Annotated in this window: 2 protein-coding genes; both read left to right on the top strand. The window is 71.1% G+C overall.

All coding sequences use genetic code 11. From position 1 onward, the window contains the following. A partial coding sequence (locus AC13HU_RS36600; protein WP_483046311.1) for a M16 family metallopeptidase occupies positions 1-1260 on the top strand: 1260 nt, incomplete at its 5' end. A 98-nt stretch (positions 1261-1358) separates the two neighbouring features. Continuing rightward, a partial coding sequence (locus AC13HU_RS36595) for a 4-hydroxy-tetrahydrodipicolinate reductase (protein WP_483046310.1) occupies positions 1359-1815 on the top strand: 457 nt, incomplete at its 3' end.

Genomic DNA, 1815 nt, shown 5'->3' with positions numbered 1-1815 from the left:
CCCGGCGGTCTGCGCGTCGTCACCGAGACGCTGCCCACCGTGCGCTCGGCGACCTTCGGCATCTGGGTCGGCGTCGGTTCCCGCGACGAGACCCCCGTGCTGGGCGGCGCCACGCACTACCTGGAACACCTGCTCTTCAAGGGCACCGAGCGGCGCAGCGCCCTCGACATCTCCGCGGCGATCGACGCCGTAGGCGGCGAGATGAACGCCTTCACCGCCAAGGAGTACACCTGCTACTACGCCCGGGTGCTCGACACCGACCTGCCGCTCGCCATCGACGTGGTCAGCGACATGCTCACCGGGTCCCTGATCCGCCAGGAGGACATCGACGCCGAACGCGGTGTCGTCCTGGAGGAGATCGCCATGACCGAGGACGACCCCGGCGACCAGGTGCACGACCTGTTCACCACCGCGCTGCTCGGCGACTCCCCGCTCGGCCGCCCCGTCCTCGGCACCGTCGAGACCGTCAACGGCCTCACCCGCGACCAGGTCGCCCGCTTCTACCGCAAGCACTACGACCCCACCCGGCTCGTCGTCGCCGCCGCGGGCAACATCGACCACGCCACCGTCGTCCGCCAGGTCCGCCGCGCCTTCGAACGCGCCGGTGCCCTGACCGACTCCGACGCCGTACCCCAGCCGCCGCGATCCGGCAGCCGGACGATCCGCGGCGCCGGACGCGTCGAGATCCTCGACCGGCGCACCGAACAGGCCCACGTCGTCCTCGGCATGCCCGGCCTGTCCCGCACCGACGAGCGCCGCTGGGCGCTCGGCGTCCTCAACACCGCGCTCGGCGGCGGCATGAGCTCGCGGCTCTTCCAGGAGGTCCGCGAGAAGCGCGGTCTGGCGTACTCCGTGTACTCCTACACCTCCTCCTACGCCGACTGCGGCATGTTCGGGGTCTACGCCGGCTGCCAGCCGCGCCGTCTGCCGGACGTGCTCAAGATCTGCCGCGACGAGCTGCACCAGGTGGTCGAGCACGGCCTGACCGACGAGGAGTTGCGCCGCGCCATCGGCCAGCTCTCCGGTTCCACCGTGCTGGGCCTGGAGGACACCGGCGCCCTGATGAACCGGATCGGCAAGAGCGAGCTGTGCTGGGGCGAGCAGCTGTCCGTGGACGACATGCTGGCCCGGATCGCCGCGGTGACCCCGGGCGAGGTGCGCGAGGTGGCTCGCGATGTACTGGGACAGCGTCCCTCGCTGGCGGTCATAGGGCCGGTGAAGGAGAAGCAGGCCGCCCGGTTGCACGAAGCGATCGCGTAGCCAGCCAGCCAGCCCGTCTGTCGCTACGTACGTACAGGCACCGTGTAACAACCGCACACCCTGCTGCGTGACCCTTACACCCGGAGGACTCCCCAACGATGAGCAAGCTGCGAGTGGCCGTCATCGGTGCGAAGGGCCGGATCGGTTCCGAGGCGGTCCGCTCGGTCGAGGCCGCCGACGACCTCGACCTGGTCGCCACGATCGGCCGCGGTGACCCGCTGGAGGCGCTGACCGACGCGGGCGCCCAGGTCGCCGTCGAACTCACCCACCCCGACTCGGTCCTCGGCAACCTGGAGTTCTGTGTCGGCCACGGCATCCACACCGTGGTCGGCACCACCGGCTGGACCCCCGAGCGGCTGGCCACCCTCCGCGGCTGGCTCGACGCCGCGCCCGGCACCGGCGCGCTCATCGCCCCCAACTTCTCCATCGGTGCCGTCCTCACCATGCAGTTCGCCCAGCAGGCGGCCCCCTGGTTCGAGTCCGTCGAGGTCATCGAGCTGCACCACGACAACAAGGCTGACGCGCCCAGTGGCACCGCCACCCGCACCGCCCAGC

The sequence above is a fragment of the Streptomyces sp. NH27 genome, assembly GCF_056859195.1.
Note: the sequence above shows the minus strand (reverse complement) of the source record. Positions and strands in the feature narration are given on the sequence as shown.